This window comes from Bacteroides sp. AF32-8BH (assembly GCF_003435205.1).
In the GTDB taxonomy this organism is placed as follows: domain Bacteria; phylum Bacteroidota; class Bacteroidia; order Bacteroidales; family Bacteroidaceae; genus Bacteroides; species Bacteroides ovatus.
This window is the reverse complement of sequence record NZ_QVLZ01000067.1, coordinates 1-25483: the sequence shown is the minus strand read 5'-3', so window position 1 is coordinate 25483 and position 25483 is coordinate 1. Positions and strand designations below refer to the sequence as shown.

General features: G+C 43.6%; 35 protein-coding genes and 4 pseudogenes. 22 read left to right on the top strand and 17 right to left on the bottom strand.

Annotated elements, in window-relative coordinates; all coding sequences use genetic code 11:
• Nucleotides 1-118, top strand: a pseudogene (locus DWZ47_RS28475) (DUF5119 domain-containing protein); the annotation flags it as partial.
• A 40-nt stretch (nt 119-158) separates the two neighbouring features.
• Nucleotides 159-1292: a fimbrillin family protein gene (locus DWZ47_RS28470; protein WP_117515502.1), complete on the top strand. Its 1134-nt coding sequence runs from the start codon at nt 159-161 to the stop codon at nt 1290-1292.
• A 188-nt stretch (nt 1293-1480) separates the two neighbouring features.
• Here DWZ47_RS28470 and DWZ47_RS28465 read toward each other — a convergent pair whose 3' ends face one another.
• Together DWZ47_RS28465 and DWZ47_RS28460 are read right to left on the bottom strand one after the other, a co-directional pair.
• Nucleotides 1481-1738 (bottom strand): hypothetical protein, encoded by a 258-nt coding sequence (locus DWZ47_RS28465; RefSeq protein ID WP_005648607.1) that lies wholly within the window; start codon nt 1736-1738, stop codon nt 1481-1483.
• Between the two features lie 4 nt (nt 1739-1742).
• Complete coding sequence (locus DWZ47_RS28460) at nt 1743-2501, bottom strand: ParA family protein (protein ID WP_005868802.1); 759 nt, start codon at nt 2499-2501, stop codon at nt 1743-1745.
• A gap of 286 nt (nt 2502-2787) precedes the next feature.
• Between DWZ47_RS28460 and DWZ47_RS28455 the strand changes: the two genes are divergently transcribed.
• The 3 genes from DWZ47_RS28455 (at nt 2788) to DWZ47_RS28445 (ending at nt 4837) form a co-directional block, all read left to right on the top strand.
• Nucleotides 2788-3117, top strand: coding sequence for a hypothetical protein (locus tag DWZ47_RS28455; RefSeq protein WP_007564632.1), 330 nt, complete (start codon nt 2788-2790; stop codon nt 3115-3117).
• Between the two features lie 3 nt (nt 3118-3120).
• Nucleotides 3121-3957, top strand: a complete 837-nt coding sequence (locus tag DWZ47_RS28450) for a virulence RhuM family protein (protein WP_007564633.1) — start codon at nt 3121-3123, stop codon at nt 3955-3957.
• Nucleotides 3958-4198: 241 nt separating this feature from the next.
• Entirely contained in the window at nt 4199-4837 is a 639-nt protein-coding gene (locus DWZ47_RS28445) for a recombinase family protein (RefSeq protein ID WP_117515500.1), read from the top strand.
• Nucleotides 4838-5111: 274 nt separating this feature from the next.
• Here the strand turns inward: DWZ47_RS28445 and DWZ47_RS28440 are convergent.
• The 4 genes and pseudogenes from DWZ47_RS28440 to DWZ47_RS28425 form a co-directional block, all read right to left on the bottom strand.
• Nucleotides 5112-5603: pseudogene (locus DWZ47_RS28440) on the bottom strand (sensor histidine kinase); the annotation flags it as partial.
• Nucleotides 5604-6479, bottom strand: coding sequence for a radical SAM mobile pair protein B (locus tag DWZ47_RS28435; RefSeq protein ID WP_004329298.1), 876 nt, complete (start codon nt 6477-6479; stop codon nt 5604-5606).
• Nucleotides 6476-7144, bottom strand: a complete 669-nt coding sequence (locus DWZ47_RS28430) for a radical SAM mobile pair protein A (RefSeq protein ID WP_004329299.1) — start codon at nt 7142-7144, stop codon at nt 6476-6478. The genes DWZ47_RS28435 and DWZ47_RS28430 overlap by 4 nt, the downstream gene beginning before the upstream one ends.
• Nucleotides 7141-7917 carry an MBL fold metallo-hydrolase gene (locus tag DWZ47_RS28425; protein WP_004329300.1) on the bottom strand — a complete coding sequence of 259 codons (777 nt, stop codon included), beginning with the start codon at nt 7915-7917 and terminating at the stop codon, nt 7141-7143. The genes DWZ47_RS28430 and DWZ47_RS28425 overlap by 4 nt, the downstream gene beginning before the upstream one ends.
• Nucleotides 7918-8047: 130 nt before the next feature.
• Between DWZ47_RS28425 and DWZ47_RS28420 the strand changes: the two genes are divergently transcribed.
• Nucleotides 8048-8947 carry a helix-turn-helix domain-containing protein gene (locus DWZ47_RS28420; protein WP_004329302.1) on the top strand — a complete coding sequence of 300 codons (900 nt, stop codon included), beginning with the start codon at nt 8048-8050 and terminating at the stop codon, nt 8945-8947.
• 47 nt (nt 8948-8994) lie between these two features.
• Here the strand turns inward: DWZ47_RS28420 and DWZ47_RS30360 are convergent, their stop codons facing one another.
• Nucleotides 8995-9183, bottom strand: a complete 189-nt coding sequence (locus DWZ47_RS30360) for a hypothetical protein (protein ID WP_005775886.1) — start codon at nt 9181-9183, stop codon at nt 8995-8997.
• Between the two features lie 23 nt (nt 9184-9206).
• Between DWZ47_RS30360 and DWZ47_RS28415 the strand changes: the two genes are divergently transcribed.
• On the top strand, nt 9207-9866 hold the full coding sequence (locus DWZ47_RS28415; RefSeq protein ID WP_004329304.1) for a helix-turn-helix domain-containing protein: 660 nt from the start codon (nt 9207-9209) through the stop codon (nt 9864-9866).
• A 21-nt stretch (nt 9867-9887) separates the two neighbouring features.
• On the opposite strand, the gene DWZ47_RS28410 is transcribed toward DWZ47_RS28415, so the two are convergent.
• The 3 genes and pseudogenes from DWZ47_RS28410 to DWZ47_RS28395 form a co-directional block, all read right to left on the bottom strand.
• Nucleotides 9888-10835: a relaxase/mobilization nuclease domain-containing protein gene (locus DWZ47_RS28410; RefSeq protein ID WP_004329305.1), complete on the bottom strand. Its 948-nt coding sequence runs from the start codon at nt 10833-10835 to the stop codon at nt 9888-9890.
• Complete coding sequence (locus DWZ47_RS28405) at nt 10832-11224, bottom strand: MobC family plasmid mobilization relaxosome protein (RefSeq protein ID WP_005868789.1); 393 nt, start codon at nt 11222-11224, stop codon at nt 10832-10834. The genes DWZ47_RS28410 and DWZ47_RS28405 overlap by 4 nt, the downstream gene beginning before the upstream one ends.
• 114 nt (nt 11225-11338) lie before the next feature.
• Nucleotides 11339-12598, bottom strand: a pseudogene (locus DWZ47_RS28395) (IS1380 family transposase); the annotation flags it as partial.
• Between DWZ47_RS28395 and DWZ47_RS28390 the strand changes: the two are divergent.
• The 5 genes from DWZ47_RS28390 to DWZ47_RS28365 all read left to right on the top strand — a co-directional run bounded on the left by DWZ47_RS28390 (nt 12580) and on the right by DWZ47_RS28365 (nt 17007).
• Nucleotides 12580-12753 (top strand): hypothetical protein, encoded by a 174-nt coding sequence (locus tag DWZ47_RS28390; RefSeq protein WP_224201638.1) that lies wholly within the window; start codon nt 12580-12582, stop codon nt 12751-12753. The pseudogene DWZ47_RS28395 and the gene DWZ47_RS28390 overlap by 19 nt on opposite strands.
• A gap of 203 nt (nt 12754-12956) precedes the next feature.
• Entirely contained in the window at nt 12957-14165 is a 1209-nt protein-coding gene (locus DWZ47_RS28385) for a hypothetical protein (protein ID WP_005868786.1), read from the top strand.
• An 881-nt stretch (nt 14166-15046) separates the two neighbouring features.
• Nucleotides 15047-15673 carry a RadC family protein gene (locus tag DWZ47_RS28380; protein ID WP_005868785.1) on the top strand — a complete coding sequence of 209 codons (627 nt, stop codon included), beginning with the start codon at nt 15047-15049 and terminating at the stop codon, nt 15671-15673.
• 176 nt (nt 15674-15849) lie between these two features.
• Nucleotides 15850-16260, top strand: a complete 411-nt coding sequence (locus DWZ47_RS28370; RefSeq protein WP_005868783.1) for a hypothetical protein — start codon at nt 15850-15852, stop codon at nt 16258-16260.
• 348 nt (nt 16261-16608) lie between these two features.
• Nucleotides 16609-17007: a hypothetical protein gene (locus DWZ47_RS28365; RefSeq protein ID WP_005868782.1), complete on the top strand. Its 399-nt coding sequence runs from the start codon at nt 16609-16611 to the stop codon at nt 17005-17007.
• 112 nt (nt 17008-17119) lie between these two features.
• Here the strand turns inward: DWZ47_RS28365 and DWZ47_RS28360 are convergent, their stop codons facing one another.
• From DWZ47_RS28360 to DWZ47_RS28345, 3 genes and pseudogenes are all read right to left on the bottom strand, one after another.
• A complete protein-coding gene (locus tag DWZ47_RS28360) occupies nt 17120-17716 on the bottom strand; it encodes a recombinase family protein (protein ID WP_005868781.1) in 597 nt (198 codons plus the stop codon).
• Nucleotides 17717-17757: 41 nt separating this feature from the next.
• Nucleotides 17758-18087 (bottom strand): hypothetical protein, encoded by a 330-nt coding sequence (locus DWZ47_RS28355; protein WP_005868780.1) that lies wholly within the window; start codon nt 18085-18087, stop codon nt 17758-17760.
• 16 nt (nt 18088-18103) lie between these two features.
• Nucleotides 18104-18956: pseudogene (locus tag DWZ47_RS28345) on the bottom strand (virulence RhuM family protein).
• Nucleotides 18957-19389: 433 nt separating this feature from the next.
• Here DWZ47_RS28345 and DWZ47_RS28340 point away from each other — a divergent pair.
• From DWZ47_RS28340 to DWZ47_RS28320, 5 genes are all read left to right on the top strand, one after another.
• On the top strand, nt 19390-19638 hold the full coding sequence (locus DWZ47_RS28340; protein WP_005868778.1) for an AbrB/MazE/SpoVT family DNA-binding domain-containing protein: 249 nt from the start codon (nt 19390-19392) through the stop codon (nt 19636-19638).
• Nucleotides 19632-19952 carry a type II toxin-antitoxin system PemK/MazF family toxin gene (locus DWZ47_RS28335; RefSeq protein WP_005868777.1) on the top strand — a complete coding sequence of 107 codons (321 nt, stop codon included), beginning with the start codon at nt 19632-19634 and terminating at the stop codon, nt 19950-19952. Before DWZ47_RS28340 ends, DWZ47_RS28335 begins: the two co-directional genes overlap by 7 nt.
• A gap of 49 nt (nt 19953-20001) precedes the next feature.
• The gene (locus DWZ47_RS28330; RefSeq protein ID WP_005868776.1) at nt 20002-20400 is read left to right on the top strand and encodes a hypothetical protein; all 399 of its coding nucleotides are present in this window, start codon (nt 20002-20004) and stop codon (nt 20398-20400) included.
• 99 nt (nt 20401-20499) lie between these two features.
• On the top strand, nt 20500-20784 hold the full coding sequence (locus tag DWZ47_RS28325; protein WP_005868774.1) for an HU family DNA-binding protein: 285 nt from the start codon (nt 20500-20502) through the stop codon (nt 20782-20784).
• 12 nt (nt 20785-20796) lie between these two features.
• Nucleotides 20797-21069, top strand: coding sequence for a hypothetical protein (locus DWZ47_RS28320; protein ID WP_005868772.1), 273 nt, complete (start codon nt 20797-20799; stop codon nt 21067-21069).
• A gap of 61 nt (nt 21070-21130) precedes the next feature.
• On the opposite strand, the gene DWZ47_RS28315 is transcribed toward DWZ47_RS28320, so the two are convergent.
• The 4 genes from DWZ47_RS28315 to DWZ47_RS31340 form a co-directional block, all read right to left on the bottom strand.
• On the bottom strand, nt 21131-21508 hold the full coding sequence (locus DWZ47_RS28315) for a hypothetical protein (RefSeq protein ID WP_005868770.1): 378 nt from the start codon (nt 21506-21508) through the stop codon (nt 21131-21133).
• 14 nt (nt 21509-21522) lie between these two features.
• Nucleotides 21523-21849, bottom strand: a complete 327-nt coding sequence (locus tag DWZ47_RS28310) for a hypothetical protein (protein WP_005868769.1) — start codon at nt 21847-21849, stop codon at nt 21523-21525.
• Between the two features lie 45 nt (nt 21850-21894).
• Nucleotides 21895-22149, bottom strand: a complete 255-nt coding sequence (locus tag DWZ47_RS28305; RefSeq protein ID WP_005868768.1) for a hypothetical protein — start codon at nt 22147-22149, stop codon at nt 21895-21897.
• Nucleotides 22150-22346: 197 nt separating this feature from the next.
• Complete coding sequence (locus DWZ47_RS31340) at nt 22347-22547, bottom strand: hypothetical protein (protein WP_117515498.1); 201 nt, start codon at nt 22545-22547, stop codon at nt 22347-22349.
• A 410-nt stretch (nt 22548-22957) separates the two neighbouring features.
• Between DWZ47_RS31340 and DWZ47_RS28290 the strand changes: the two genes are divergently transcribed.
• From DWZ47_RS28290 to DWZ47_RS28270, 5 genes are read left to right on the top strand one after another with little or no spacing between them, the layout of a single operon-like run.
• Nucleotides 22958-23437, top strand: coding sequence for an LPD28 domain-containing protein (locus DWZ47_RS28290; protein WP_005868767.1), 480 nt, complete (start codon nt 22958-22960; stop codon nt 23435-23437).
• 56 nt (nt 23438-23493) lie between these two features.
• Complete coding sequence (locus tag DWZ47_RS28285) at nt 23494-23757, top strand: hypothetical protein (RefSeq protein WP_005868765.1); 264 nt, start codon at nt 23494-23496, stop codon at nt 23755-23757.
• A gap of 15 nt (nt 23758-23772) precedes the next feature.
• Complete coding sequence (locus tag DWZ47_RS28280) at nt 23773-24498, top strand: N-6 DNA methylase (protein WP_005868764.1); 726 nt, start codon at nt 23773-23775, stop codon at nt 24496-24498.
• A gap of 29 nt (nt 24499-24527) precedes the next feature.
• Entirely contained in the window at nt 24528-24851 is a 324-nt protein-coding gene (locus tag DWZ47_RS28275) for a hypothetical protein (RefSeq protein ID WP_005868762.1), read from the top strand.
• A 44-nt stretch (nt 24852-24895) separates the two neighbouring features.
• Nucleotides 24896-25204, top strand: coding sequence for a hypothetical protein (locus DWZ47_RS28270; RefSeq protein WP_224263218.1), 309 nt, complete (start codon nt 24896-24898; stop codon nt 25202-25204).
• The last annotated feature ends 279 nt before the right edge of the window (nt 25205-25483 follow it).

Sequence of the window (25483 nt, the reverse complement as noted above, 5' to 3'; positions counted from 1 at the left end):
TGTGCATCTGGTGTTGAATTTTGATTATGAGGTACCATCCGAGCCGGGAAGTGACGGTGCGGGATTTGATGTGGACGTTGATGATTGGGATGATGTGAATATGGATATAGTGTTGTAATCGAGTTTTATTAATTATATTTATTAACAATTTTCATTTTATGAAAAAAAGTACAGTAATGCTTGGGGCAATCTTTGGAACATTGTTGATGGGTTGCTCAGACGAGGAGATTGCGAATGTGGAAACCTCCTCACGAAATGCGATTGGTTTTAACGTGTTAAGTAATGCGGCGGAAACGAGGGCTACCCCTACTACCCCCGACAACTTGACGAGCACCGATTTCGACGTGTTCGCTTTTACGGGGAATGGTACTGCCTTCATGGGAACGAGCAGCGAGGATTTTGGACATGCCGGAGTGAAGATCGTGTACAAAAATGGTAAGTGGGATTATGACGATCCGAACGACCTTCGTTATTGGCCTAACGAGGCTTTGGACTTTTACGCGTTCAATCCCACAGCGATTGAAGGCGACAAGGGCGCTCATTATATGTGGGAAGCCACCAAGAATGAACAAAAGATATATTATTCCTGCATCGATGAGTATGGAGGCACCCATGGTCATGAAAACCACGACGTGATGTATGCCATAGCCAAAGGCCAGACAAAAGACACGAACAGTGGAAAAGTGAAATTTACCTTCAAGCATATTCTGTCACAGGTCGTATTCAAAGCAAAGACCCAATACGATAACATGCAGGTGGACATCAACATGATCAAGATTCATAATATCAAATTTTCCGATACCTTCACATTGCCTACGGCAGCCAAAGGAACGGGAAGTTGGACTTCGTCTGGGCCATTAGGTAAGAACGCATATACCGTAGTGCAAAACGAAAACATCACGGTCAAAGGTAATGACCCAGTTACCAATATTACCACAGATACTCCTATGCTGAACATACCACAGACGCTGACTGCTTGGACTGTTTCCGGAGACAGCAAAACCAAGGAGCAGGCCGACATTGCGTTGCAATGTTATCTGGAGATCGCCTGCAAAATCCGGCAGTCCGGAGCTTATCTGTTGGGTTCAGCAAGCGAATACAAAACAATTTATGTTCCGTTCGGAGATACATGGGAACAGGGCAAGCGTCATATCTACACGTTGATTTTCGGTGGTGGTTTTGATGATCAGGGAGAGGCTGTGTTGAATCCGATCCAGTTTGATGCAGAGACAGCAGACTGGGTTGATGCAGCTAATAAAGACGTAAACGTCCAACCCCGACCCCAACCTTAATCCAAACGTTTATTAATATCGTACCCGTTGGCAGGTTAAACATACGCAAGATTAATCCCGCCAACGGGTTCTTTATAGGGAATCGCATTTTCAATATACTTTTTGATGTGTAGGGGTGCTTTTTGCGTACCTTTTTCCTGGAGAATTTCTTTTGTGGAGTGTTTGCCCTGTATATTCCCGATACGCTGTTATAGCAGGGAACTGTTTTTATCCAAGTAGTCAGATATAGCCTCTTGCAATACCGATTTTAGCGAATCGCCTTTGCGGATCGCGATCAGCTTTAAGTTCTGGTGATAGGTTTCGTCCATGACAAAATTACAATGCACGGTTTTCGCTTTCTTCGGCTTTTGAGCCTCTTTTTGCCCGGCCGTGGATTGGATCAGGCTGTCTAATCCCCCGGTCAGCCCGGCCGACATACTGTTTTTTAAATCGTTCTTCTTTGCCATATGGTTACTTTATTTCTGTTAGCAGTTCGTTACATACCTTTTCGTAGTCCTCTGCCCCGGCAGATTTGGGGGCATAGTGAAAAATATCCTGCCCTTGTGTCGGGGCTTCGGCCAGCGTAATGGCGTTGCGTATATGGGTGCTGAACACTTTGCCCTGGAATGTTTCCTGTACCAGTTCCGAAACGCTCTTGTTCAGGTTCTTTCTTCCGTCGTACTGGGTTATCAGAACCCCGGCTATCGAAAGATCCGAGTTCAAACGTTGCTGCACCTTGTGGACGACCTGCATAAGTTTGGCCATTCCACGCATTGCCAGGAATTGAGCCTGAACCGGGATAATCAGCCGATCCGAGGCCGTCAGTGCGTTAAGCGTGAGCAGCGACAGCGAGGGGGGACAGTCGATCAGGATATAATCGAATTTCTCCTTTTGGCCCTTGATAAGGTGGGCTAAGATAAGTTCCCGCCCGGCCTCGTTGATTAACTCCGTTTCAACGGCCGAGAGATCCAGGCAGGAGGGAACGACGCTAAGGCCGTCCTTATGCTCGTAGATCGGCAGGTCGTATTCGCCTTTCATCGCGCCGTAGATCGTTTGGGGAAGCTCCGCAGAGAAGCCCAGCGATTCAGTCAGGTTGGCTTGTCCGTCAAGGTCGATCAAAAGAACCTTGTACCCTTTTTGACGTAACGCGCCGCCCAGGTTGATCGTGGTTGTAGTCTTTCCTACTCCCCCTTTGTGATTCAATACGGAGATTACTTTTGCTTTGCTCATAAATTCAGTTTTTTAAATGGTTGTCATGTCCGCAAATATAGTCAAAAACTAATATACTAAAATACTAAAAGTAGTATTTTTCGTTTTTTGCGTGTTTTTTGTGCCGATCGGGGAAGCGTACCGAAATAAATCCGGTTTCCACCTTTCGGTACGTTTTGTTTCTGTACCGGAATTAATCAAAGATTAGAATAACCATAAATGTTTTTATACGTTAATCATACGTATGTATATATGTATATATTTGTTTTTGAGTATCTTTGTGTGCTATAAATAAAAAATAAAAGACATGAGCACTTATTCGTATAAAAATCCGAAGTTTATAAATTCCCCTAAAGGGATGGTTGAAGTTGTAGAAGTGATTTATGACGGCAAAGATGATCCGGCCTATTCACTGGCTATTATTAAATGGGAAAATACCTATAAATTAGGTATTCGTTGGAACATCGCTTATAGTGAATGGGACGATTACCGCAAACAGAACGGGCAAGATGAATGTATAGGTAATCCACAGTCGAGAGGTATTCCCACCTGGTTTGTTTTGCCCGATGATATGATGTTTAGTGAGAAGTTCAGCGGTGCGATGCAGAGGCTTGATGAATTAAGAAAAGGTAAATAAGTAATGGAACAGGGAGAAATCATATTATACCAGCCGGATGAAGCGGTCAAGTTGGAAGTGAGGCTGGAAGATGAAACCGTTTGGCTGACACAGGCGCAAATTGTGGATCTTTTTCAATCCAGCAAAGCAAATATAAGCGAGCATATAAAAAACATATATGATCAGAAAGAATTAGAGGAAAGTTCAACTGTTCGGGATTTCCGAACAGTTCGACAGGAAGGCAAACGGCAAGTGATGCGCAATCTGACTTATTACAATTTGGATGCGATCATATCCATTGGGTTTCGTGTCAATAGTAAAAGAGGTATTTTATTTAGGCAATGGGCGAATAAGGTTTTAAAGGACTATCTTTTAAAAGGGTATTCCATTAATAAACGTTTGTCAGAACTTGAAAGGACTGTCGCTCAACATACCGAGAAGATAGATTTTTTTGTGCGTACTGCCTTGCCCCCGGTCGAAGGCATTTTTTATAACGGCCAGATTTTCGATGCGTACAAGTTCGCTACCGATCTGGTAAAGTCGGCCAGGCGTTCGATCGTGCTTATCGACAACTATGTGGACGAAACGGTCTTGCTCATGTTGAGTAAACGCAGCGTCGGTGTCTCGGCCACCATTTACACCCAGCGTATCACGCAGCAACTCCAACTTGATCTTGACAGGCATAACAGCCAGTACCCACCTATCGACATCAGGACGTACCGGGACAGTCACGACCGTTTCCTGATCGTTGATGAAACGGACGTGTACCATATCGGAGCCTCGTTAAAGGATCTGGGGAAAAAGATGTTCGCTTTCTCAAAGCTGGATATTCCGGCGGCTGTGATTACTGACCTGTTATAATATCCTTTGTCTTATGAATGGGCTGTCGCAAAAGAAAAACCCGTTCTTGATGAACGGGTATATCCTTGACTTGGTTACGTGTTTTGATAACAGAGGCTTTACCAAGCATTACAATGCAAAGATAGTAATTATAGGTTAATTAGCGAATTTCTTTTTTGGATAGATCCGGAAATAATGCCTCCTTGAAAGAGGTGGATAAGGTGATTAAAACAATAGATAAGGAAGAACAAAAGCAAAAGGGATGAATGTGGTTATTTATTCACGTGTAAGCTCGCAGTCGGCCAGGCAATCGACCGAACGGCAGGTTGTCGATCTGGAGAGGTTCGCAGCCGGACGGGGGTACGAGGTGACGGCGGTCTTTGAGGAAAAGATAAGCGGACGAAAGGCCAATATCGAACGCCCGGTTTTAAGCCGTTGCCTGGAATACTGCACAGATCCGCAGAACCGGGTGGATATGTTGTTGCTGACCGAGATCTCACGCCTGGGGCGTTCAACCCTGGAGATCCTAAAGTCACTCGATACGCTGCACACGCATAAAATATGCGTGTATATTCAAAACCTGAACCTGGAAACGTTACGGCCGGACAAGACGGTAAACCCCTTGTCCTCTCTGATCACTACCCTGTTGGGGGAACTGGCCGCGATCGAACGCCAGGGGATCATCGACCGCCTTAATAGCGGACGGGAGTTGTACATCCAGAAAGGGGGCAGGCTGGGACGGAAGCCGGGAAGCCGGAAAACGGCCGAACAGAGGAAAGAGGAATACCGGGAGGCGATCGCCTTGTTAAAGAAAGGCTACTCGAACCGGAACGTGGCGAAGCTCACGGGAAAGGCCGTTTCGACGATACAACAAGTAAAAAAAGACTTCATTAGTAGCTGATTATCGGAACAAATATTGTATTTTTGCAACAAATACGAGTAAATGCACATAATTAAAAACGAGTATTTACACGTGTCTAAAAACGAGTATTTGCACGAAAATAATCAGAATCTAAATAAAAACGGTTATGGCAACAATGGCGGAGAAAATGGCGGCTTCACTGGAGGAATTAAGAAAGCTCCAGGAGAAAGACCGCTGTGTCGTCCTGCAAGGGACGGCCGAGATAGGGAGGACGCATTTAACCCGGCTGTTGGATAACGGCTGGTTGCAGGAAGCCTAATCCGAAGCCGTCTTTTGCGGCGGCATTTGAAAGACGTTCAAATGCACCGAATACTCGTTGTTGCTCATCTTCGGTCATGCCCGTACCGGTATCTTCAACGATAAGTTTCAGCAAACCGTTATCATAATCCGCTGCCAATGATACACTACCGTTATCCGTGAACTTGATGGCGTTTGACAACAAGTTGTTGCCGATTTGCAGGATACGTTCCTTGTCGGTCAAAACCACCGCATCGGTGTGGCTCTCCACTATCAAAGTCAGCCCCTTGTTCATGGCAATGGGCATGAACTCCGTTTCAAGAATATGCGTGATTGCGGAAATCCTGCAAGGGGAAAGGTTGGGTTGCTCCTTGCCGTTGTCCAGACGGAAGAAATCCAGCAGCGTGTTGAGCATCTCCCGCATACGCTCGGAAGATTGCCGGATATTATCCACATACATGGTGCTTTTATCCGCGCTACAACTTTTCTGCATCAGTCCGGCATAGCCTCATTTTGTCAATCGTATTTTTTCGTGGTAGAAGTAGTTTACGATGACAGGTTTGCCTTTTTCCGAGCGTCCGTATGGCAGATCGTTTATACGATACGGGAAGCCCTGCTCCTTGGCGTAATTTGAAATGTCCTGCTCCAATGCCTGCCAGTATTCAAGCCTTTTTTTATTGTAAATTTCCTCGTAAAGCGGTATGAGGTCAGGATACTTCTCACGGATATACGTCATTATCCCGCCTTTGAACTGCCCGCGTAAATTCAGGTTTTCAAGCCAGATTAAATCAGCATAATCTTTTACCTCCTCTATTATTGCCTTTACGTCTGTTATTCTGGGGAATATGGGCGAGACGAAGCATACGGTGCGGATACCTGCCTCGTATGTCTGACGCATCGCTTTCAGACGGCGTTCAATGCTTACGGCGTTGTCCATATCTGCGCAGAACTGCTCGTCGAGCGTATTGACAGACCATGACACAGTCACTTTGGGAAAACTCTTCAACAGGTCGAGATCGCGAAGGACAAGATCGGACTTTGTGCATATCATAATCTCGGCATCGCTTCCTCGCAGCTCTTCGAGCAGCCTTCGGGTACGGTGGAATTCTTCTTCATACGGATTGTAACCGTCCGTCACAGACCCTATTACAACACGTTCACCGTCGTATTTATGAGGATTCGTTATCGGCTTCCAGTTTTTTACATCTAAAAACGTACCCCACGGCTCGGTGTGCCCGGTGAACCGTTTCATGAACGATGCGTAGCAATACCTGCAGGCGTGGGGACACCCTACATAAGGGTTGACCGAATATCCTCCCACCGGCAGAGAGGATTTGGTCATTACACTCTTTACATCTATTTCCTTTATTGTATCCATATTCATTGTATTCGTCTGGTAAATTGTTCCGGCAATTCCTGAATCATTCTTTCGTCGCCCATAATCGGCAGCAAATCCTCTTTCATGAACACCGGTATGCCATGAGCCTTTGCCTGTTCTGCAATGCTAAGCACCCATTCGGGGCGCGAATATGACTTTCCTTTTCGGTTTCCGGTCTCTGTGCCTATGACAATCCAGTCAATTCCCTCGAAATCAATCTCGCCGATATCATCGAAGAGAGGTTCAAACGTGACATGGTAGTGTCGTGCTTTGATATTCTTTTTCAAATCATCAATCCTCCTTTTCTCGGAACTGCGCGTAACGGTCACGCCCATCCATACGTTCTCGTCGTCAGAGGAGAAACTGATTTTGTCAGGGCGCTTCGTCAGAAAGATATAGGCGTGCTGGGGATTGCTGCTGATCCGCTCGAAAATTTCTGCGTTCCATTCAGGCTTCCAATCGGAGAAATCGCTCATTCCTGTCATGAGCCACACATGAGGACGGGACGTATCGATGATGCGCAGTTTTCGTTCCATGTATTCAGGCACGGAAAAGTCGTCGGTAATGTGGAAACGGCGGCAGTTGTTACGGGCATAGCAGTAAGGGCATCCTATAGTGCACCCTACCACTATGTTCATGTTTTTTATCAGGGATTTAATGCAGACACTCATAACACAACTGTTTCTCCGTCCTCCGGGATAATCAGCCGGCTCATGTCGGCTTCGTGATGCGTTGCCTCATTGCGCAGAATTGCACGGGTGGTCTGGCAATGGTCGATGGCATCCATGTGTACGGCTATCAGCTTGATATGCGAAGGCAATTCGTCAAGTATCTGCATCACTTCGTTCTCGTCGGGGATGATAGGACCGTCCGTTTTGGAAAATTCGGGAAAGATTGCACCTCCGGAGTTTACCACGATATAGTCAGGATTGAACCGTTCCACGGTGTCTCGGATACATGCTTCCCATCGGCAGTCACCCATTATATAAACGGTCGGGAAGCCCTCGGCTTTTAGCACATAACCTGATACAGGTCCCATCATCTGCCCGATCTGCCCGAAACCATGATGTCCGGTCGTGCGGTAAATGGATATGCCGTCTATTGTTTTTATTTCTTCGATGGGTATCACATTTGTAAATCCGTCGTTTCTGATGGCGTCCGCGTCCTGGGGCTGAACGTAGAAAGGAATTTCTTTGGGCAAATGTGTGGGGACACTCGGCTCGTAATGGTCGATGTGATTGTGGGTCAGGAGCACCATGTCCACGCCTCCGATAATATCCTGAATAGGAATGGTGAGGTGTACCCTCGGTGTTTTATTCACACCGAGGGCCGATATCAAAGTGCCTTTGTCGGCTAAAACGGGGTCAATTAGCATGGTGTGTCCCGCATACCTGATTTTCAAGGTGGCATTGCGCACCAATTGTACTGTAGATGTCTTTTTCATGACTATATGTCTTGTTATTGATTACGGGTGCAAAGTTCGGAAGAATCCGGCGAAACATCTATGCCTGAAAAAACGGTAATTATGCCATTTTGATAAATGAAATTATTATCTTTGCAAAAACGACAAGGATATGGACGAGATAATCAACCCTGATCGACTGGTCAGCGTACCGTTCAACAAGACACGCTGCGGCGTGGATTTTTACATCAATACTGCCATAAACAAGGACATCGGACTTGTGCTGACAGAAAACAAGCGGTTTAAGACAGACTTCTTCAGCTTCTACTTTTTCCGTAAGGCAAACGGATATTTGCTACTGAACTTCCGCAAGATTGAACTGCGCGACGGCATGGTTCTCCTGCTTTCACCCCATCAGCAACAAGAGTGGCATGTAGATGAGACGGCGTTGGATTACACGTTCCTTATATTCCGCGAAGATTTCATGCGTACTTTTATCGCCGACAAGTTCTTCGTTTTTCGCCTTTTGTATTGTTACCAGACAGATACGCCGCCTTACATCAATGCCACACATGACGAAATGAAGGAATATATGCGGCTGCTCGGAAAGATTAAGTATGAGCTGATGAATCCAGTGTCCGATACGTACAATATCATTGTTTCCTTACTATATTATCTTTTGCTGATTATCAATCGTACATACGCTGCCGCCTATTGCTTGCCCGCTGAAATTGCTAAAAACAATTTCGCTTTTCGGTTCAAGGACTTGTTGGAACAGAATATCCGCACCCACCAGCGGGTGCAGGAATATGCAGACATGCTTCATGTCAGTCGCATCACACTCAATAACTCAGTAAAAGCCCAATTCGGAGTATCAGCTACCCATTTGATAAAACAACGTCTGCTTGAGGAACTGAAGAACGAATTGCTATTCTCCAACCGCACTGTCAGTGAAATGGCGGATGATTTCAATTTCTCTGATCCGAGCCATCTCATGCGCTTCTTCAAACAGCAAACAGGCAAAACATTTACTCAGTACATGACGGATTACAATAAAGGCATATACGAATAACTTCTTAATATAGTCGATAGCGGCTATCGAAATATGGTTGTTGATGTTCAGGCGTTTTTGTACTGCATGAACCATTTTACGATTTCTGGATCTTCGTGCGAGCCGAGTAAGAAAGGCTTGTCGGTATCCAGCGTCTTTATCCGTGCCATGTCGTCGGCCGACAGGGTGAAGTCTAATATGTCGAGATTCTGCTTCATGCGTTCCGGTTTCACAGACTTAGGAATAATTATGCACACTGATATTTATCGCGCCCGGACAGGTGTTCGGTGCGGAAGATGACGGCATGCAGTTCCAACCAGATGGCTACCTGCTTATGTTCCATCCCGACCTGCTGCGGAATACACCTCTCGGGCGGATAATGCGTGAATATTCGTTCTTTTCCTACGAGACAAACGAGGCATTGCACCTTAGTGTGGAAGAACGGCAAATCATCATGGATTGCTTCCACAAGATTCAATATGAATTGAACCATCCGATACACCGTCACAGCAAGAACCTCATCACAGACAGCATCAAGACGTTCCTTGATTACTGCACACGTTTCTATGACCGTCAGTTCATCACACGCGACAACCAAAACCGAGACATCCTCGCAAGATTTGAGCGGTTGCTTGACGAATACTTCCATGATGGGGCTGCTAAACGGATAGGCTTGCCCACTGTACAGTATTGTGCAGACAAGCTCTGCCTCTCGCCCAACTATTTCAGTGATTTATTGAAAAAAGAAACAGGTTCAACCGCCCTGCATTTCATTCATGACAAGTCTATTGAAATAGCCAAGACGGAACTTGCATCTACAGACGACACCGTTAATGAAATCGCCTATAATCTCGGTTTTCAGTACCCGCAACATTTTACCCGACTGTTCAAGAAAGAGGTAGGTTACACTCCGAATGAATATAGAGCGCAAGTGTCGTGAGAATTGGATTAGTACAGAATATTAGAACCCAACACCTCTCTTGCGCTTAACTTTCTTCCTTCTGCGAAGTATATCCACCATTTCCTGATTGGCTTCCGCATCAGCAGCGTTATAAGATGAGCCACTGCTTTTTAGCAATCCCCAAGAGCCGTTGAACAACTCGCTTTGTGCCGTGCCGGACGGTGCGCTTGGTGTAGCCGTTTCATATATTCCGGCTGTTATTCCCATACGTTCCCTGCATCTGTTGTGCTGCAAAGCCGCGTCAATCTTGGAATAACTGAAACGCCTGTCCACTTTGGAGCCGTTGAAATGGTAGCCATTCATGGAGAATACAACACCCTGCACCTCGCTGGTCTGCCCCTTATGCTTGAAATGTACTTCCACTCCCTGCCGTTTCAGGTTGGCGATAAGCACGTTCCAGTTGCCGCATCTGCCGACTTCCATTTTGATGATGTCGTAAAGCGCATATTTCGTCCTGTCTGGCTCTTTCAGGCGGTTGCGTTTGACATTGTCCTTTCCGCCAGCCATATGCAAGCCGTATTTCAAGGTCAATTCCTTGCAGATGCGGGTACTGCGCAGACGCTCGTGCCTGTCCGATATGGTATTGCCGTTGTTGTCTATGCGGTTGAAAGCAATATGCACGTGCGGATGCTCCTTGTCGAAATGCTGGGCGATGAAGAACTGCGTATTCTTGATTCCCATCCGTTCCATATATTCAAGCGCGATGCCTGCCATGATACGGTTCGTCAGCCGTAACTCATCCTCTTTGGAAAAACTCAACGCGATATGTCCGACAGGTTTTGTCACCTTATCGTTCATCCGTGACTGGGCATTGAAACTCATGGCGATAGTTTCCAGATTTTCCATAAACAAGCCTTCGCTTGCTACTATCTGCGTATCCTTCTTCTTGTCGATGATGTAATCCACCGCACCCTTGAAGTCGCTTCCTTTTACGATTTTCGCCATCATATCCCTATCTTGGTTATAAGTTCATGAATCCTTGCCACTGCCACCTTGCAGTCCCACCGTTCATCGTGGAAGCCTCCGGCGTTTGCCTTACGCGCAAGCTGGTTGAGATTGTTAGCCATGCCGCAGAGTTGGCGGATGTATCCGGCATGTTCCTCCGACAGCCGTTCTTTCACATGACCGTTACGGAAACATTCCCTCATGTACTCGCTTGGTGATACGCCCGCCTCATGCGATCGTGTCAGCAGGCGGAAGTAGTCGGCTGCCGTCATTTTCACTGCGATACGGTATTTCAGTTTCTCGGTTGCTGTTAATTCTTTGTATTTTCTTACCTGCCTCAAATCCGCAACTAAGCCCTTCAACGTCCTTCTTGCGTGTACACGTCCTCTCATTACTGAATTATCAGATAAATTGAGGCAGAAACACCCACTTCTGCCTACAACATCCCCTTACCCCACAATGCGACTTGAGACAATACGCAGTATCATACCCATAAGTTGTAGGCGTTATCCAAAATCAGTCTGAAAAATATCTGCGTAAGCATTGTTACAGGTATAGATATTCAGCACATACCGCCTTGATGTCCTGATCCACTTGGCTGGTACAGAGATAAACCTGAAGACAAACGCTTTTATGCGACTTGTTGCATTGAGTCCGAACCTCTTTACGTCAAGTCTTTGGATAATGGCCTTGTAGAAGTTACGGATAAGTGCTGTAAGAAGAAGGAACACAGTGTTCTCGGCCATGAAGGATTTGGGCAATCTGTCCCACCCGAAACCATTGTTCATATCATCAAAGATACGTTCCTTTCCTCCACGAAGGTTATAGAACTCGACAATTTCTCTTACGGAAGATTCATAGTCGTTAGTCAGGATACAACGGTATGTGTATTCTCCTTCCCAAAGATCCTGCACACCATCCATCCGTTTCTGTCTTTGAATCACAAGTCGGTATGCTTTACCCTTCCACTTCTCAACAAGGATAGAGTTCAATTCAAACTCAATGCCATTGATTTCCTCAGTCTTCCAGCCTCTGAGAGCAAATATGTCATTGTAGAGCGAACTGCAGCGGTTAGTGCGGATATAGAAGGACTTGCAGTGTTTCTCTATTTCCTCCACGATTTCCTCGGAACATGATCCGCAATCAGCTCTGAAACGATTGATAGTGAGCCTGTTCTGTTCAAATCTCTCAAAGAACCTCTTCAGCGTGTCCTTCTGATGAAAACGAAGGTTTTCGTTAAGCCAGATGAGCAGAGCTAAGTTTACTTAAGCTCTGCCATGGCGAGAAAACGTGCCATGAAATGGAACTTTTGTGTTACCATCGCTATTCTCAATGCCAACAATCAAGTCACCAATAACCGCCACGCCAGGGCGATAACCAGAGAACTTCTTGTATGTAGGCTTTGCATCATACTTCTCACCCTCTTTCAGTTGGTCAGATGCAAACATACAATTGAGCAGTAAAGTATTGAGAGTGTCAGCCGTGTTGAAATCGTAGTTCTTACCCGTATCTGATGTGTATGAGATGTTTTCTTGCGTCAGTTCCTTTATCGCTCTGAGGATAGTATCAGAACTACAAGTATGAAGTGTCGGATGAAGCGAGAGATGGTTCATCAAATGAGTAGTGACATCCTCAATACATGAGCCACCACAGAAGTAGATACTCATGAGAGAACGGATGATTTCGCTGTACTGATAACCTAACGATCTACACCTTAGACCGAGGGTTGAGTCGATTACAGATGACAATGTGGAGTCAAATTGCTCATCAGGTAGGGCGGAAGGATTTCGAGGAATTTGGACGACGCATAGGGTTGGGCAATAAATTGATAAAGCGTGAGCTTGATGAGTTTGTCAAAGAGAAACCATTGGTGCAAGTATTGATAGACCGTTCCTTTTTATCGGAAGAACTGAAAAAGTAATATAGGATGTCTATGGGGTACAGGTGTAAGATGCTTTCTTTCTGATGAAGGGCGGATAAAGCATTCTTCAGGAAAGTACTTCTCCTTTTCCCATACCGGTCATACCGTTAAAACTGATTGATAATTATGACGCGTATGTTGGCCGGTATGCCTATCTTTGTGGCAATGAAAACAGAGAAAGGATTGATTTTGTAAGTATTATCATGGCAAAAGAACTGATTCGTGTCCCTAGGGTGCTTGGGGAAAGCTATAATTCCGTGCTGATTGAACGGTTGTATGAGGCAGGTGGAAATGTCATGCTCGATCTGATCATATACCTGGGCAGCTATCACCTCAAAGACTTGTTCGGGACTTCCTGGTTCTCCGTAGAAGACTTCTGCCGTAAGATGGGGTATGACCGTACCAACTTGCAGCGCAAGCTGGATAGCCGGCAGCTCGCGGCCATGTTCGGAAAGAATATGCAGCCGGAATATGTATGTACCGACACGGCAGGACAGAGAATCAGCCATCCTATCGAGACGGTTTTTGAGGCGGCTCTCTATAAACTGGGATTGGAGAACCTCTGCTATCCGACCATTGGCGAGGATGGCCGTACATCCTATAATTTCGTGCAGATCTTGAAACGTTTCGACATAATGACCGATTTCAAGACGAAGAAGTCAACGAAAAGGCTGTACTCGGCAGTGGTAAGCCCGGAGATAAAGAATTTCATGTTCTCGCTCTATAACCTCTTGGAACTTCAGGATTACCGTAGCCTGCCCAGCCGTTACCGCTATTTCTATCTGGAACTTTCCAAGATGGTTTACCTGATCAAGTATAAGACCACCAAGAATGAGGCTCCTTTTTATGTGCTGACAGTCGATCAGCTGGCTAAAAAGCTCGGCATAGAGATTGCCGAACCCAAAGACCGGAAAAAGAAGGTCGCCTCGATACTGAAAAAGATGAATACTTACCTGAAATATACCAATTTCAATTTCTCTTTTGTGAAAGGCGATCATGAGAGATGGGCATATACCGTGTTGTTCTCGTTTCCTAGGCATACGCTGCACTATTTTGATGAAGGACAATATGCTGTCGTGGTGAAGAAATTCTATAAGAACCTGCTTGGGCTGTATGTCGAGATTGCCTACCCGGACACGGATATGGCTGTCAGGAGGAAGAAGATCAAAGAGGTGGAGGAAGATGCCGGACTGTATAAAGAGTTCCTTTTATGGGCAAACTCCCCGGAAAGCGTAGAAAAGAAGAAACAGATATATATCAGTGATTTCGTGGCTGTATTCGGCAGGTTTCCGGAAGGATGGGCACAGGAAGAGTTGGAGAGTGCCAATGGAACGGAAGTTGCTCCTGCTCCTGAAGAGTTCATATCTCCGGAGACGGACGGGGCGGTGAACATGGACGATCCAGCTGTGTAGAACCGTCCACGTTTCACGGTTTTTTATAGAATTAGTTGTGTAGAAGTGTCCCTATTGGGGTGATTAGATGTGTGGAGTCATCCGCTTTGCCTGTTTTAGTTGTGTAGAAGTGTCCCGTTTGTTGCTTCTAGTTGTGTAGAACCGTCCACTCCTTTTGCTTTAGTTGTGTAAAAGCGTCCGGTTTCACTTGTCAGCTGTGTAAAACCGTCCACCCGTTAATGAAGGGAATAGGTAATCCCTGTTTTTTTTATATGTCGGTATATCAGTGAAATAAAAGAGAGAAATTTTTAAATAAAAGGTATCGGCTGTGTAAAACCATCCACCAAAATACATAATAAAGACCTAAACTCCTAACCCCTTTAAATATCCCCAAAGCGATAACATAGAAATGACTGGGAAAATAAATTTTCCCTTCACATGCCCTATACGTACTTTCGGAAAAAGATTTTTCGGAAGTATGTGTTGATTTTCACGTTTTTTTATATGATTGGAAGGCGGTTCTGTTCATCTTCTGTATCCGAATTAGTTTTTCAGGGCGTTCCCTTCTGACCGGGCTATTCGTTGCAAGTCCTCGTTACCCTCCAGGCTTTTCCCTGCTATCCCTAACGCTCTACGCTCCGGCTATGCCGGAAGAGAGGTATGATGATTTTTTCCTGAACTGATAGGAACATTGCGAAGGTAGGCGTGGCCGGAACGCCCGATATTGAAAAGCCAAATCTCCATCCTCCCATTCCGGGAGGTAGTATTTACCAGTTCAATCCCGTTCTGATCCGTCTTTCCCGCTTTCTCTTCAATGCACTGTTCCCAATCAGTTGAGGAAAAATTTATGGTTGGGGCGACAAGCGATGTTTGCGAGTATTAATCTTTTAATTTTTGGCAGTATGAAAACGAAGAGAACCGTATTTGAAGTGAATGACGTTTATCGGGTGATGGAAAACAGCGAGTTGATTTATACCTTGACGAACAGTGAGAAACTGAAACGTGAAGAATATAAGTATGAACAGATGGAAATAGAAGGATTGTGCTTGTCTGATGTACTGGAAACACTAACACCCAGCCGTAAAAAAGTCGCTTATGCGGCGATTGAGCTATATAAACGGCTGAAAGAAGGGCAAGTTGAAAGTCCTGCGCTTTTATCCAGCAATAATGTTTATAAAATGATGCATCCTGTTTTGTGCGATATAGCTACTGAAGAGATGTGGGTGCTGTTGCTGAACAGTTCGTCCAAACTCATCCGTAAAGTCCGTATCTCATGCGGCGGGATAAATACCGCCCCTGTGGATATACGGGTTATCATGAAGCAGGCATTGTATTATAACGCCGTATCTTTTATCATGGTACATAACCACCCATCAGGAGCACGCAAGCCCAGCAGTGCGGATGACCGCTTGACGGAAGCAGTTAAAAAAGCCGCTGAAACATTAGACATCCGTTTGGTTGACCATGTGATTGTGGCAGGCAATAACTATTATAGCTATGCGGACGAGGGAAGATTGCAAAATAGGTAAGGTGGACGGGAGAAATCCCGTCTGCCCGGGATTTCGGCTTCGGGGTTCTTTTTTGGCAGTCACCCCAAAAAAGAACCAAAAAAATGCTTCCCGGACTATCGGATGCGACATCGTAAAATACGCAAAGACGTGGCTTTTCAGAATAAATACATATCTTCGCGCCAAAGGTGATCGGAATGAATGTATTTTCTACTTTTGATACAGGCGTTATGGTGGCTCTCTTACTGGGCATTGAGTTTCTTAGAAGTGATATCCGAACGATTCTCTATTGTAAAAGGAATGATCCCAGGATTCTTAAGAGTTGCTTATATACGCTGCTTATATTATTGACCAGCCTTTATTCTATTGTGGCCGGAGCCATGCTTCATCCGGAACCCGTACCTGTTTATGAGTTGATACCCGGTTTTCAATATGGGGTTTATGGCTTTTCTTTTTCGTTTATATTGCTCGCTGTTGCATGTCTTTATCGTAAAACATTACCTTTTGTCCTTTTGGGCTACGCTATGATATATGTGATCGGTGTATTGATACCACTACTTAGGTATGTAGTGTCTATGATGGATTATTTCACTCGCACAAGGGTATAGCAGGTTAATTTCTTGATTGTATCGGATTGCCCTTTCTGTGGGCTGCCTCCCCCGGCTTCTTTCCTCCGATCCGAGTCCGGCTTTTTGCTCGGCAAAGGTTTCGGGATTCCGCAAATGGCAAGTTACGGCCATGCGCCTTTACTGTATGGAAAATAACGATGAAGAAGTGTCTTCCCGACATTTTCCATAAGTGAAACTTGGCTTATTGCTTGCAATCCAGACCTTGATATGCCGAAAAAAGGCTCAGAACTCAGATGGGGAATGACATCAAAAAAAAGGTCGGCTGACCAAAGACCTTCCCGATACAAAAAATGAAAAGGTCTTGAATCTAGCTGAAGAATAAATCAGATGTTCAACTTAAATAATGCTAATATGGAAAATTTGATTACACAAATCAACAAAGAGAGATTGGTTAATAGCGACACAGCTCTTATGATGAAGGAATTATACTATTACGTGCCTTGTGAGTATTGGTATGACAAACAGGATAGGCTACGCACCGATATTGAGGGAAGGAATACCCCGATGTATATGTGCGAGTGCCCGACACTGGCAGCATGTATCCAATGGATGATACAGACTCGTGAATATACGTTTCAAACAGAACAAAACGTGGCGGTCTGGCATGTGGTTGTGAGGGCTGGAGATTATGTGTTGTATGACTCCGAAAGTAATGCGGACGCTTTTTGTTGTTTGGAAGAAGCATTGGAAAAAGCGGTACAGGAGTGCATGGAGTTATTGTATTAAAATTAAAAAAAATCAGTCCCCGTGAAGGGGACTTTCCTATAATCTTGCTGAGAGGTGGAATTGCAGACGATCTTTGAGAATCATCTTTGAAGGATGGGCAGAGGTTTATTCGTTATTTGTTATTTTTGTTCTCGGATTTCAGCGCAATTCCATTCCTTCTTAATAGGCGATATACTGTTCCGCTACTGCCTATGTTTAATATTTTCTGTATCTCCCTTACCGGCGTTCCGGATTCATAGAGTTGGATGCAGCTTTTCTGCTTGGCGATGTTGTTTTTGTTGATAAGTGTCTTTCTGCCGAATTTGACACCTTTTTCCTTGGCGATTCTTCTGCCTTCTTGGGTTCTCTCATAGATAAGGTCTCTTTCAAACTGAGCGAAAGCACCGAGAATGTTGTTCATCAGTTGGCCGATTGCGCCTTCCGTACTGATGTTGTCTTGCAGTGAGGTGAATTGGATGCCCCTATTCTTGAAATCTTCCAATAGCGTAAGGATATTCTTCAGCGAACGGCCAAGCCGGTCCAGCTTATATACGACAAGTGTGTCGCCTTCCCGGAGAAAGCTCAGGCAGGCATCCAGTTCCGGGCGGTTTTGTTGACGTCCGGTCATTTTCTCAGAGAAGATTTTCTCGCATCCGGCAGCCTTCAACGCTTCCAGTTGCATATCCAGATGTTGTTCCTTGGTGGAAACACGGGCATATCCTATTTTCATCCTGTTTTCGTATTTAAATGTGTAATGAAGGTTTTAATTCTTCACTTTTTCAAATATGAAGACATTAATTCTTCATATTCCTCACGGCTGTATTGGTTGAACCCCTTTTGCTTCATTGCCAAAAGAAGCCTTTCCAGTTCTCCGATAGTCACTACCTGTTTGCCGATAACGGTAAATTGTTCCCATTCTCCCTTTTCGTTGAGCAGGTATTCCCGGTGTGCAAAACAGTAAAGAGAACCATCGATGTCATTCCGTTTCTGCCATTGACGCAGGTGCTTCAAACTGGTGAAATCACGGGTGACAGTACGTGGAATGGGAACCAATACGTCAATTTCCATCTTGAATTTTATATTCTCTTCCGCTTCTCGCATGGGTGATTAGCTTATTTCATAATACATCAATTATCGTATGGGCAGGAAGTTCCAGTTTGGAGAAAGCAAACATTTTCTTGCCCAAATCCTTTAGCGATGCCCCAATATGATATACTTCCGTATTATCAATGATTAAGAAGCGGTCATGACTACTTTTGTAGGTTCTAGCTTCAATGGGAGGATATTGGTCATTGTGTTTGTTTAAATCAAGTTGGAGCTGTGCGTTTATTTTGTGTATAAATAGTAGCTGATACTCCACTGTTTCGTTTGCTCAACATGAGTAACACGGATTCATCTACATAGTTGTCGATAAGCACAAGTGAGCATTTGGCAGACTTTATTAAATCTGTAGCAAACTTATACGCATCGAATATCTGACCGTCAAAGAATATACCTTCCACCGGAGGCAATGAGGTGCGTACAAAGAAGTCTATCTTTGCATCATGTTCAGCAATGGTTTTCTCTATTTGGAAGAATCTATTGTTCATTCTATATTCCATGTCATTGAGCCGTTGGTTTATAGAATAACCTTTCAATAAATATTCTTTTAAAATTTTATTTGCCCATTGCCTGAATTGCGTACCTCTTACGCTTTTAACTCTGTATCCAACTGAAATTATTACGTCTAGACTAAAGAACTTGACAGGCTTATCGGAATTAGCAATGTGCAAAAAATGCACATTGCTTTTCTCTTCCAATTCCTTTTCCTTAAAAACATTATTTATATGTTTGGTAATAACGGTTCTGTCACGTTGAAAAAGTTCTGCTATCTGCGCTTGTGTGAGCCAAACGGTTTCATCTTCTAAACGTACTTCCAACCTTACAGCTTCATCCGGTTGGTATAGTATGATTTCTCCTTGCTTCTCCATTATATGTTTCGCTTTTATTATATTGTTGCAAATGTACGAAAAAGAAACGTTATAAAGTCTGTTTTTTCCGTAAGTATTACCTTAAAAATTTGTTCCCTTTTTATTTTAATAAAACAGAAACATTCTGCTGTTTTAAAAATCAGTTATCTGTTTGCTATTCATAGTTAGGGTATCAAATAACTAAAATTCAAATGGAAACGCAAATCTATATTTTATGCAGATTTGTTTGTTAGAAGCGGAGAAAAGGACACAAGACATGATAAGAATCATAGGTCGGGGAGCGCCGCACGGCAAGGGGGGCACTAGCCTCCCGACGAGTGCAGCCGTTGGCCGGGTTATCGGTGAAAATGGAAAAAAGTTGGCTTTTCTTTTGGTATTGTTATAACTTTGTCTATATTTGTGTTGTGATAATCAATTTTAAAGTTATAACATTATGGTAACAAACATTATTCAGATTGGAAACAGCAAGGGGATAATACTTCCTTCCGAGATATTGAAACAGTTGCGTTTGTCCTTGAAATCGGCTGTGAGCATTTCTTTGGACGGGAACAATATTGTGATAAAGGCACAACCACGGCAGGGATGGGCGGAAGCTGCCAAACGTGCCCATGAGAATGGGGATGATGAGTTGCTTATCCCTGATGTGTTTGAGGATGAAAAGTTTGAGGATTGGACATGGTAGAACAGTATGGAGTGTATTGGGTAGAGTTAGACCCTACCCGTGGGGGTGAAATGGCAAAGACACGGCCATGTGTTGTTGTAACTCCTTCAGATTTGAATATGTACCTTACAATAGTAGTCATTGCTCCGATAACCTCCACCATAAGGAACTATCCTTACCGGGTTCTGTGTTCTGTAGCCGGGCGTGATGGGGAGATAGCCACGGATCAGATTCGCACGGTGGACAAAAGCCGGCTGAAAAGAAAGATTGGAGATTTGAATTTCAGTGAGATAAAAAGACTGAAGGAAGTGTTTCATCAAATGTTCTGTGAATAATGGAAAGTGTGCAAATAACAGGTTATGTAGCGTATTCAAAAAAGATATTATGAAGCCAACTACTTATATTAATTGGGACGGTCTGAAAGACATTCCATTCTTCTACTGCGATACAAAGGAAGATGAAGAAAACAAGGATTTCGACATCTATTACCAGGGCAAGCTGGTGTTGCATGACTACAACCATTGCGGACACTACCTTTACACTGCTGCGCTGCTGTTCAGTAAAATCAGAAACATTACAGCCGACTGGGTGAACCTGCATAACCTTTGGATTCTGCGTGATTGCGTGCGCGAGAATTACAATCACGGCATAGGAGTGGACGACCTTATTTTCGGAGAGAATTTCGATGGCAAGAACCTCGATACACTCACACCGCTTACCAAGAAACGCTTTGATTATTTGTGTAAGCGGATTAAGGAACTTGACCCATACGCAACAATTTAACACTTCATTGGGCGAAGGCAGGGCTTGCTGCGGATGCCAGACTTTAAATAATCCATTGGATTAATTATCTTTGCACGCTAATTTTCAAATTATAAAGAAATGACTAAATCGGAAATCGTAAAGGAAATATCTGCCAGAACCGGCATCGACGGCAAAGCGGTGCTTGCTGTTTTGGAAGGATTCATGAACGAGGTAAAGACTTCGTTGGGTAAGGAGGAAAATGTCTATCTTCGTGGATTCGGTAGTTTCATAGTGAAGAAGAGAGCGCAAAAGACAGCTCGGAATATCTCTAAGAATACTACTATGATTATTCCGGCTCATAACATACCGGCATTTAAACCGTCTGACGAATTTTTGAAAATGGTAAAACAACAGAACGCATAATAGGTAAACACAATGAAAGATCAGTTACGATTATTGAGAGACTGTATCAATAATGATCGTCCGGCAGTTGTCTTTCAGGGAGACGATTTTTGCGCTCCTGAGATTTTGGAAGCAGCAAAAGAAATTTATCGTAAACATGGTTGTTCCGAAGAATTTCTTTTTGACTGGCAGCTGCTTATCAATGAGGTGAAGGCTTACCAGTTAGAAAGTCCGGCAACTGTCAAATTGCCGAAACTCTCCCCGACAGAAACGGAACTGGTGCGGGAAGAGATGACTAAACGCTAAAAAATATTCTCGTTTAATACGCACCTTTTATTCTTCAGGCAGCGTATTGAACGGGATGGGATTAAAATGTTGGCGAACCTGCTTTTTTCGAAAGTTCCTGCCAATAGTTGAAGTCACTCGGTGAAAGATGCTCTTGCATCCAGTCACGCATACCAATATCGTTTCTTTCGTTCACATATCTCGTAAACGGAATCATTGTCTTACATGCTTCAAATCCAAGCATTCTCATATGGCGTGAAATGTTGGGAGGAAGACCTTCCAACCACTCTTTATAATACATTATCAATCTGTTTTCTTGGATTGGAACCGCTTGTTGGTGGTAAATATAGCTGGCGTTTCCGATTCTAATATCTCTGGCCTTATTTTCCCGTTCTTCTTCAGGTAGCCGACTTAAATATTCAGCTTGTGCTATTCTGCATTTGGAGTTTGGATGTTCCATGGTATTTTATATAATTAAGACTCTTCAATGATACGGTTCATCAAATCACATATTTTTTGGCAGCTATGACGGTCTGCGCAAGCAGGATAGGGGCATTTCTCAAAGGATGCCTGATTATCCGTAACTATGAAACCTCCGGAACGACGTACATAACTTACCGGATGAAAATAAATATCTTCCTTTTTCGGCCTATAAGTACATAGTCTTATAAGGCTGTTCAGCTCTTTGCAAATTTGCTCACATTTTTCTTTGGGATAATGTGGCAAATCACTGAATGCTTCGTAGGGGACAAAGGCAAATGCTTTGTCATCCCACATGACAGGTGTGTAATTCTGTACCATTTGTTATTTGGAATAAGGATGGCTGGCAGATTCCGTATTTCTGTATCAGTTAGGTAATCCGTCACTATTTAAGTGCGCCTGGGCAAACTCCCGGAGGTTCGTTTCGGCAATGCACTTTTCATAAATCTCATCCAATACTTCTTGCATATTTTCTACTTTATTGAATTTTAAGGGGCTGCCGTTTGTTGCGGCTTGCCTTTCCAGTTGTTCGATGATACTGGGAAATATCCCACGCAATAAACCGACGGTAGCTACGGCTGTAGCTGGTTCTACCTCTATTGTAATCTTTTTCTTTTCCATATCGTTGTATTATGTTATCAAAAGTAATAATTATTAGGATATTGGTAAGCATTTCTTCTGAAAAACTTTTTAAAGATATTGTTTTAAGATGACATACTGTGTTTTTGCGTTCACGCAGTATTCTTTCCCACCCTCCCCTTCATCGGAATGACTGTTCTCATTTCCGGTTTACCCGTAGTTATCCGCTATGCGGCTGATTATGGGCAAACCAGAAAAGAGAAGTTGCAAACGTGGGCGGGATTGCAATGGTCATCATCCGGAGCTTCGGCATTGCCGAAACAACCTCCTTCTTCCGTATTGCAGCCCCGTCCTTTTACCGTTTGTCCCGGCAGTCCGTTGCTAACCCGTTCCCCCCTGCCACTTGTGGCAGGGAGATAGGAATACGGTTTTGCAGGCAAAACCGTATGGCTTGTTTTACTTTCCGTACTGCCCTTTTCCTAGTTTTCTGCCTCCCTTAATGTGCGTTTTTCATAGCCCCATCTGAGACCCTTTGTTTTTGAACGGCAAATTTATTTCGGTGGATGGATACGAAAGAGTTCCGGTCTTCGCCCTTTGTCCCGAAAAAAATAACGCCGGACGGCTTCGCTGTCCCCAACATTTTTTGTCGTCCAAAACTTTTCTTAATCCCTCCTTCCTTATTGTTGTGTGCCGTAAAAAAAAGGCTCATAAACTCAGATGGGGCATGAAAGCTCAAAAAAAAAGTCGGCAGAAAGAAAAGGCCATCCCGGAAAGGGGTTTTAAAAAAAGGTCTTTAAATCTAGCTGAAGCATAAAATTAGAAGTTTAACAATCCCAAAAAACAACGAGTTATGTCACGAGTACACTATTTAGAAGGAGATTATGAACAGTTAGTTATTAATGAAACGATAGACGGTCTTTTTTCCAGTTATCGTATAGACCGCAATTCATTGCCAAAAGGATTTTTCCTTTATGAGATTAGATGGGATGACAGCTTATCTTCATTGGCAGAGATTAGCCCCTCTGTGGTGGTGAATCATGCAGGTTCATTCATTACAAAGTCACCCCTTGAATTTGATGCAAACAATAGCATACGGATAACCTATACCAATTTTATCGAGTTCTGCCAGTTTGGTGAGTGGGCTTATGAGAAACTGGCTGTATTGGATTGTAATTCCGGTAATGTTGCGGTGATAAGCCCAGACAGGAGATTGCAGACCACTGAAGAGATTGAGATTTTTTTGAGTGGGCATTGTGGCTATCATCTGAGTGAGATTAATTGGATGGTGATGAAAGGCGATGTGCTGTTTTTGAACGAGAACGATTTTTAATGAGTATAACCGTAACTGCCTCTTGGAATGGGGCAATTACATAAAATATTATAAGTATGAAGTGGATAGATAAGATGGTAGAACGCATTACCCGAAAAGAAACTGCTTTAAATGACCACTTTTGTGTAAATCGGCATACGGTTGTATGTCAGAGTGGTATGACTGATTATGTTTCTGTAACGATTGATAATACCGATGGTTTTGATTTCGATTTTTGGACAAAACAACTTTGTTTTGAGAAGGACTGTAAATATCGCTCGGAGATAAAAGCGGCTTTTGATAAAATCTATGGCACAAGGAATATAGAATGTTGTGAATAATGAAGTCAGAAAAGTATGATACCAAAGGAGATAATGAAACTTTATGAAAAGCTTGCTTTCAGTCGGGGATATGAAGAAGCCTTTCGGGATTTTTTGGATGTTTGTCTTTACTATTTGTCTGTCGGGATGTTGGCGGAGGATTATCGTAGAGTGGAAAAAAGATATAAGCCATATGAAATGGAACTTTTTGTTCAAATGTTTTATAGGGTGTCTGAATATTCGGAAGGATTTTGCGATGTCTTGGGAGATATGTTCATGGAGTGTGTCAGTCATGGGAATAACGGACAGTTCTTTACCCCGATACACGTTGCTGATTTGATGGCATGTATGGGGGGAAATAGGCTGAAACCTAAACAGTCGGTCTGTGATTCGTGCTGTGGTTCCGGCAGGATGCTACTTTCCGCTGTAAAAAAATGTGCGGAAGAGAATGATGGAGGAAGGCTTTTTTGTTATGGCTCGGATATAGATTTGATTTGTGTAAAGATGACCGTTGTCAATCTGATGATGAATAGCGTACCCGGTGAAGTCGCATGGATGAATACATTGACAATGCAGCATTGGAGAAGTTATCATATAGATTTACAGCTGATAGCCGGAGTATGGTTGCCTATTTTAAAGATAACGGAAGCAGGTGACACTTCTTTTATTAGGAAACTTGAAAATGCAATGGAGGATAATTCTGAATTGAAGAGGTCGATTCAGAGCAACGCAAGGGCTACGCAGCTGACTTTTGATTTTTGACAAGATAAATATGTAAAAAGGATTTTGGTATGAAAGCAATAAGAACAAAAGAGGTGAATGAGAACGTCAAAGCGGCGAACAGTTGTTTGCGTAAAGCGAAATGGCAGGCTAAGGAATTGGCTGTTTTTACAGGTGAAGTAGTGCGTCTGATGGATAAGGAAGGGCATTCTCTACAAGGGTTCTTTAATCGGGTGGAGTTTGTTCTGGTGGACGGCACTATTAAATTCCGTGTAGTTATAAATCCTATTCTTGAATGTGAGAACTGTATAATGGCTTCTTGCCATGAAGACTATCTTTATGAGGTGGTCTCGGTGGAAAAGTTTACCTATAAAAATTATAGGTATCATTTGTAATGATATTGTATTTTAATGATTATAAACTGATTTATATTATAACAATGATGGGCAAAATTAATAATATTCCCGTTTTGAATGAAGATGTTATTCGTTTGGTTGTACTCAATGAGGAAATTATTGGGTATATCTATCCACGAAGGACTTCTTATGTGGTGGCATTGGAGATAAAGCCGGGACGTACTACCTCTTTGGCTACATCTGTCAATAAACAATGCATGGTTTTGTTGAGTGATAAGGTTCGTTTGGCCACGGAACAGGATTTCGATGATTTTCATATATGCTTTGATGGTTTCAGAAATAACACTATGTATTGTTATAATCAGGGAACGGAACCTATATACCTTCAATGAAGCACATTCTCCCTTCTTTTGGATTAGGGAAGGGAGGGTATTTTGCTGTCCGCTACTTTTTGGCAAGCACCCCAAAAAAGTAGCAAAAAACGCTTGGAGTTACTGGTAATCCCATTAATTTGCGTTCACGCAGTATTCTTTCCCACCCTCCCCTTCATCGGAATGACTGTTCTCATTCCCGGTTTACCCGTAATCATCCGCTATGCGGCTGATTATGGGTAAACCGGAAAAGAGAAGTTCCAAACGTGGGCGGGATTGCAATGGTCATCATCCGGAGCT